Origin of the sequence: Candidatus Frankia nodulisporulans, assembly GCF_902806475.1 — a bacterium.
GTDB lineage: Bacteria > Actinomycetota > Actinomycetes > Frankiales > Frankiaceae > Frankia > Frankia umida.
On sequence record NZ_CADCWS010000005.1, the window covers coordinates 50,891 to 57,914 of the forward strand.

A 7,024-nucleotide genomic window follows, 5' to 3' on the forward strand; every position below is an offset into this window, starting at 1 on the left:
TCCGTCCCGCGTGAGGGCACGCAGGATCGGTCGGCCTCGCCGCGTCGGACTGGTGGGCCGCGGCGCGATCAGGCGGGCAGGGGGATGCCCAGCGAGGCGAGCAGGCGGGGGCCGACGGTCGTGATCGTCCCGGCGCCGAGCGTCAGCAGCAGCACACCCCGGGTCGCTCCCCGCCCCGAGGATTCAGGGGAGGCGGGGCTGTCGTCGACGGGGCCGCTGGACGGTGGGACACGGGGCGCGGGGGGGACGGACGCGGGGTCGTCGAGTGCGCTGTGGACATCGGCGGTGAGGCGGTCGATCAGGGTCGACCACGGTACGTAGTGGGCGGGTGGCGCGGTGATGCGGCTCACCAGGTCGCTGGGATGCAGACCGAGGTCGTCGGTCTCGCGGGCGGCGTAGACGTCGGTCACGTAGACGCGGTCGGCGTCGGTGAAGGCGGCGGCGAAACCGTCCAGCATGGCCGCGAAGCGGCTGTAGGTGTGGGGCTGCAGGACCGCCCACACGTCGCGGTCACCGGCGCGGGAACGAGCCGCGGCGAGGGTCAGCCGGATCTCGGTGGGATGGTGCGCGTAGTCGTCGATGATCTCGAGGCTGTGGACACCGTCCGGGTCGGCCGCGGCGGAGGTGACGGGCAGGGGTGTGCCGTCCACGGCGGTGGCGGTCAGGGGCGCGGCGGCGGGGGAGACGCCCGCGGGCAGGATCTCCGCCGGCGGACGGACGGACGGCTGCCAGTAGCCGACGAACTCGAACCGGCGCGCGGCCCCAGTATAGGTCGCCAGGGTGCCCAGAGCCTGGGCGGGTTCGACGCCGAGCTCGGTGGCGACGGCGAGCGCGGCGAGCGCGTTGAGCACCGAGTGGTGACCGGGCACGGCCAGGACCAGGCTGCCGACCTCCTCGCCCGCCCGCAGCACCCGGGCCCGGGTCGTGTCGTCGTCGGCGGCGGGGACGACGTCCACGGCCCGCCAGTGGCGACCAGCGCCGAAACCGTAGTCGGTCACGGTCACACCGGCGGACCAGGCGGGGTCGGCGCGCAGGGCGGCCAGGACCGCGCTCACGCCGGGATCGTCCCCACAGGCGACGAGGTGACCACCGGGGCGGACGCGCCCGGCGAAGGCGGTGAAGGCGGCGCGCACGGCGGCCTCGTCCGGGAAGATGTCCGGATGCTCCCACTCGACGTTGGTGATGATCGCCAGGGTGGGGGTGAGGCCGGCGAAGGCCCCGCCGTACTCGTCGGACTCGAGCACGAAGACGTCGCCCGCCCCGGTGAGCGCGTTGCCACCGAGCTGGGAGACCTCCGCCCCGATGACGGCGGTCGGGTCGAGCCCCGCGGCGCGCAGCACCAGGGCGAGCATCGCGGACGTCGTCGACTTGCCGTGTGAGCCGGCGACCGCGACCAGCCGGTAGTCGGCGGTGAGTTCGGGCAGCCACTCGGACCGGCGGCGCACCGGCAGGCCCAGCTCACGGGCGGCGACGATCTCGGGGTGGTCGTCGGCCAGGGCGCTGGAGGCCACCACCACGTCCACCCCGGCCAGTTCGGTGGCGAGGGCCCCCGGCCCGGTGGCGGGGCCGACGCGCACGGGGACGCCACGGGCGCGCAGCGTCGCCACCCGGGGGGAGTCCTCCGCGTCGCTTCCGCTGACGGTACCGCCGCCAGCCAGGTGGATCTGGGCGAGGGGCGACAGCCCGGCACCGCCGATGCCGAGGAAGTGGACGTGCTGGGTCCGCTGACGGGTCACGGGGGGCAGTACATCATCCTCGGTACCTGACCTGATGCGTCCGGGTAGGGCCGTCCGGGTGAGTCCGCACGTGTCATCCGGGTGCGCACGGTGGTGCGAGGGACACAGCGGTGTCAGCGGTGCGGAGCGGGCTGTGTCAGGATTCTGGGGAGAGCTGGGACACGAAGCGGGATGACGCGCCGGCAGCTTCCTTGACCAGTGCCTAAGCCGTGCCTACTGTCCGATCCACAGCCGGAAGTTGACATAACTGTAACCGTCTAGCTGACGGTGAAGGTTGAGACTCTGACTGTTTCCCCCGCTCGCCGCGCGGCAATGCCGTCCCGCGGTGCCGCAGGGGCGGGGTTAATCCCCGTCCGACCACCGACGCCGCTGGAGGACCGACACCGCATGGCTGCCCCCCAGAACTATCTCGCGGTCATCAAGGTCGTCGGGATCGGTGGTGGTGGTGTCAACGCCGTAAACCGGATGATCGAAGTCGGTCTCAAGGGCGTCGAGTTCATCGCCATCAACACCGACGCCCAGGCCCTGCTGATGAGCGACGCCGACGTCAAACTGGACGTCGGCCGTGAGCTGACCCGGGGCCTTGGCGCCGGGGCCGATCCCGAAGTGGGCCGACAGGCCGCCGAGGACCATCGCGAGGAGATCGAGGAGGTCCTCAAGGGGGCCGACATGGTCTTCGTGACCGCCGGCGAGGGTGGTGGCACCGGAACCGGTGGCGCCCCCGTGGTGGCGAACGTGGCCCGCTCGCTGGGCGCGCTCACCATCGGTGTCGTCACCCGGCCGTTCACCTTCGAGGGCCGGCGCCGGGCCACCCAGGCCGACACGGGTATCGACACCCTGCGCAACGAGGTTGACACCCTCATCGTCATCCCGAACGACCGACTGCTCGCGATGACAGACCGCGACATCAGCGTTCTGGACGCCTTCCGCAGCGCCGACCAGGTGCTGCTCTCCGGTGTCCAGGGCATCACCGACCTGATCACCACCCCGGGTCTGATCAACCTCGACTTCGCCGACGTCAAGACGGTCATGTCGCATGCCGGCAGCGCCCTGATGGGTATCGGCCGAGCCAGAGGTGACGACCGTGCCACCGTGGCCGCCGAACAGGCCATCGCCTCCCCCCTGCTGGAGGCGAGCATGGACGGTGCCCAGGGCGTCCTGCTGAACATCTCCGGTGGCTCCGACCTCGGCCTGTTCGAGATCAACGCCGCCGCCGAACTGGTCGCGGACGCCGCCCATCCCGAGGCGAACATCATCTTCGGTGCCGTGATCGACGACGCGCTCGGGGACGAGGTGCGGGTGACGGTCATCGCCGCCGGCTTCGACACGGTGCAGGACCGCCGTACCCGCACGCTCAACGCGACCCAGCGCCGCCCGAGTGCTCCCGGTGCCACCGGTCCCGGCGCGACCGGTCCCGGTGCGGCGGGCGGGGGTGCGGCCCTGCCACCCGGCGCCACCGGCGCCGCGTCGACGACGATCCTCCCGCCGCTGCCCACGATCCCGGGCACACCACGTACCGTCACCGCGGCGCCGTCCTCGCCGCCCCCGGCGACTCCACCAGCGGCCCCCGCGGCTCCCGCGCCGGCCCCGGCCCGCGCGCAGGCCGCCCCGCCCACGCCCAGCTACCTCCAGGCGCCTCCCTCGCCGATCAGCTCGTCCAACGTCGGGCACTACCACCCCGACCCGTTGCCCGACCCGCCGGCGACCCGCCCGAGCGCCAACCCCGGCGACTCCACGGTGATCTCCACGGTCGAGTCCCGGGTCGCGCCGCCGGCGCGGGAGACGAACATCGAACCGTCCACGGGCGATCACGGCTATGGCGCCCAGCACCGGTCCGAGCCGCCGCGCGCCAGCGGCCCCCGGCCGACCTACCCGCCGCGTCGTCCCGTCCGCCCGGTCGCCGACGACGACGAACTGGACGTGCCGGACTTCCTCAAGTAGCCGACCCAGGGGAGACTCCGGCCATGCCGGTTCTCGTGACGACCCGGGCAGGCGGGGTCAGCGCACCACCCTTCGGCGGGCCTGACGCCGCCACCGGGTTCGACGCGGCAGGCCGGCCCGACGTGGTCGGTGGGCTCAACCTCGGCGACCATGTCGGGGATGACGCGGACGCGGTGGCGGCCAACCGGGCTCGGCTGGCCGCCCGGCTGGGCGTGCCGGTCCGGTACATGCGCCAGGTCCATGGTCGCCAGGTCGCGCTGGTGCGCGAGCCCGGGCCGCCGCCCGAGGCGGACGCGCTGGTCACCGATGTGCCCGGGCTCGCACTCGCGGTGATGGTCGCCGACTGCGCACCGGTGCTGTTCGAGGCGCCGACCGCGGTCGGGGTCGCCCACGCCGGCCGGGTGGGCATGGCCGAGGGCGTCATCAGCGCGACGGTCGAGGCGCTGACCGCTCTGGGGGCCCGTCCCGACCAGCTCGAGGTCACCGTCGGGCCATGCGTGTGCGCGGGCTGCTACGAGGTTCCGGCGCCGCTGCGCGCCGAGGTCGAACGTCTCGTGCCGGGCAGCGCGGCCCACACCCGGCAGGGCGGCGCGGCCATCGATCTGCGAGCCGGCATCCTCGGCCAGCTCACCAGGATGGGTGTGACCCGCGTCGCGGTGTCCGCTCGGTGTCCGGCCGAGGACTTCTCGCTCTACTCCTACCGCCGCGACGGACGAACCGGCCGCTTCGCCGGCCTCGCCTGGCTGCCGTCATGACGGACGCCGCCAGACCAGCGCCCCACGCCGACGAACCGCGCCACGCCGACGAACGGCGCCGGGCCGATCTTGCCAGCCGGCTGGCCGTGGTGCGGGAACGGATCGCCACCGCGGCCGTCGCCGCCGGACGAGACCCCGCCGAGCTCACTCTTGTCGCGGTCAGCAAGACCTATCCGGCCGAGGACGCCGTGATCCTGCACACTCTTGGCCTGCGCGACTTCGCGGAGAACCGGGAGCAGGAGGCCAGACCCAAGGTGAACCTCGTCACACACCAGCTCCTTGGGGGCGATGCGCCACGAGCGGGGGGACCCGACGCGGGGGCGCGGGCGGCGGCGGACCCGGCGAAGGCGGCGTCGACGCCGGGCGCCGGGCTGGCGGTGCCCGACCGGCCGGTGTGGCACTTCGTGGGACAACTCCAGCGCAACAAGGCCAGATCCGTGCTCCGTTGGGCGGACTGGGTGCAGTCTGTGGACCGTGCGGCCCTGGTGGACGGTCTGTCACGGGCCGCGGTCGAGCGTGGCCGGCCACTGTCGGTCTGCCTGCAGATCTCGTTGGACCCCCCGAGGGCCTCCAGTGGGGCGGATTCGAGTGGGGTTGCCGTTTCGGGCCGGGGCGGCATCGATCCGGGCGCCGTCAGCGAGCTCGCCGATCTCGTCGCGCGGGCACCCGGGCTGACACTGCGCGGGGTGATGGCGGTTGCGCCACGTGGTGAGTCACCACGTGGCGCATTTGCCCGTCTGCGGAACGTCGCGGAACGCCTGGTCAGAGACCACCCTGGAGCCACGGTGATCAGTGCCGGCATGTCAGGAGATCTCGAGTCGGCCATCGCCGAGGGCGCGACACACCTACGGATCGGGACCGCTTTGTTCGGTGAACGGCCTGGTGTCCCTTAGAGTCGCGCCCATGGGGCTCGGGCGCAGGGCGATGGTCTACCTCGGTCTGGCCGAGGAGGACGACGACTATCTCGATGACGACTACGACGACGACGGTCGTGCGGTAGACCATGACGATCGGCGTCTTGACGATCGCCGAATGGTGCATGATCCGGTTCCGATGGACCGCTCGGTCCGCCGGATCGACGCACGGGAGGAGTCGGTCGCCATGCCTCGTCGTCCACCGGTCGAGCCGCTTCGCCCCGCCGGACCCGTGCCGGTGCGCCGGGTGGCCCCCATCGAGGAGCCACACCCCTACCGGATCACGACGCTCCAGCCACGTAGCTACAATGAGGCTCGCCAGATCGGTGAGGAGTTCAGGGACGGCACGCCCGTTATCATGAACCTCACCGACATGGACGATGTCGACGCCAAGCGGCTGGTCGACTTCGCCGCCGGGCTGATCTTCGGGTTGCGTGGTGACATCGAGAAGGTGACCAACAAGGTCTTCCTCCTCTCGCCGCACAACGTCGAGGTCACCGAGACGGACAAGCGACGCATCCGTGAGGGTGGGTTCTACAACCAGTCATGACGGGGTTCGCGAGCTGGTCGCGTCCCCCTGGTTCACAGGAGAGGGTGCCATCAGCACGCTAGGACAGCTGCTCTCGTGGCTGCTGCTGGTCTACCTTCTGTTCCTGATCGCCCGTTGGATCACGGACCTGGTACTCGTCCTCGGCCGCTCGTTTCGCCCCACCGGGCCGCTGTTGGTGATCTTCGAAGCTGTGTACACGGTGACTGACCCCCCGTTACGGTTCATCCGGCGCATCCTGCCTCCGTTGATGGTGGGTAGTGTCCAACTTGACCTCGGCTTTCTGGTGCTGTTTCTAGTGATCGTCGTGTTGCGAAGCTACGCCCAGAAGCTGTAACGGGGTTGTGTGCACACCGCGAACGCGGGCGCGGGAGACTGCCCGCAGACCGCCCTCTCTTCGGGGAGCGGCGATGCCGCACGAGGAGGCGACGTGGCTCTGACACCACAGGACGTACAGAACAAGGTCTTCAGTCCGACGCGGTTTCGCACCGGCTACAACGAGGATGAGGTCGACACCTTCCTTGACGAGGTCGAAGCGGAACTGACCCGGCTGCTCGACGAGAACAGCGACCTGCGTCGCCAGCTCGACGAGGCCCGCCGCTCCGGTGGCGGAGGGCCCGCGGTGCCCGCGCAGATCCTGGAGGAGAACCAGGGCCTGCGCCGCCAGGTGGACGAGTCCCGTCGCCAGATCGCGCAGTTGCAGGCCCAGGCCGCCCGTGAGCGCGCCGCCGCGCCTCCCACCGGCCCGCAGCCCCCCCAGCCCCAGCAGGGTGGCGCGCCGACCACGGTCATCCCCGCCGTCGGTCAGGGCGGCGCCCTCGCCCGCACCGGCCCCAGCCAGGCCAGCGAGGCCGAGATCGAGCAGCGCGTCGCCCGCACGCTCGTCCTGGCCCAGCGCACCGCCGACGAGGCCCTGCGGGAAGCCCGCGCCGAGTCCGAGCGTGCCCGCCGCGACGCCCGCGCCGACGCCGACCGCATCATCGGCGAGGCCCGCGCCCACGTCGCCGAGCAGCTCGGCGGCTTGGAGGAGGACAAGCGTCGCCTCGAGGGCCAGGTGGAACAGCTGCGCGCCTTCGAACGCGAGTACCGCACCCGCCTGCGCGCCTACCTCGAGATGCAGCTGCGCGACCT

At 71.9% G+C, this 7,024-nt stretch carries 7 protein-coding genes; 6 read left to right on the forward strand and 1 reads right to left on the reverse strand.

Going from position 1 to position 7,024, the window contains the following annotated elements:
* Positions 1–68: 68 nt before the first annotated feature.
* Positions 69–1,736, reverse strand: coding sequence for a UDP-N-acetylmuramate--L-alanine ligase (locus G6R24_RS01470; RefSeq protein WP_163547354.1), 1,668 nt, complete (start codon positions 1,734–1,736; stop codon positions 69–71).
* Between the two features lie 387 nt (positions 1,737–2,123).
* Here G6R24_RS01470 and ftsZ point away from each other — a divergent pair, with 387 nt between their 5' ends.
* The 6 genes from ftsZ to G6R24_RS01500 form a co-directional block, all read left to right on the forward strand.
* Positions 2,124–3,677, forward strand: coding sequence for a cell division protein FtsZ (ftsZ, locus tag G6R24_RS01475; RefSeq protein ID WP_163547355.1), 1,554 nt, complete (start codon positions 2,124–2,126; stop codon positions 3,675–3,677).
* Between the two features lie 23 nt (positions 3,678–3,700).
* Complete coding sequence (gene pgeF, locus G6R24_RS01480) at positions 3,701–4,432, forward strand: peptidoglycan editing factor PgeF (protein ID WP_163547356.1); 732 nt, start codon at positions 3,701–3,703, stop codon at positions 4,430–4,432.
* Positions 4,429–5,325 carry a YggS family pyridoxal phosphate enzyme gene (locus tag G6R24_RS01485; protein WP_163547357.1) on the forward strand — a complete coding sequence of 299 codons (897 nt, stop codon included), beginning with the start codon at positions 4,429–4,431 and terminating at the stop codon, positions 5,323–5,325. The genes pgeF and G6R24_RS01485 overlap by 4 nt, the downstream gene beginning before the upstream one ends.
* A gap of 10 nt (positions 5,326–5,335) precedes the next feature.
* On the forward strand, positions 5,336–5,896 hold the full coding sequence (locus tag G6R24_RS01490; RefSeq protein WP_163547358.1) for a cell division protein SepF: 561 nt from the start codon (positions 5,336–5,338) through the stop codon (positions 5,894–5,896).
* A 79-nt stretch (positions 5,897–5,975) separates the two neighbouring features.
* Positions 5,976–6,230 carry a YggT family protein gene (locus G6R24_RS01495; RefSeq protein WP_163547364.1) on the forward strand — a complete coding sequence of 85 codons (255 nt, stop codon included), beginning with the start codon at positions 5,976–5,978 and terminating at the stop codon, positions 6,228–6,230.
* A gap of 93 nt (positions 6,231–6,323) precedes the next feature.
* On the forward strand, positions 6,324–7,024 hold a 701-nt coding region (locus tag G6R24_RS01500), incomplete at its 3' end, for a DivIVA domain-containing protein (protein WP_163547359.1).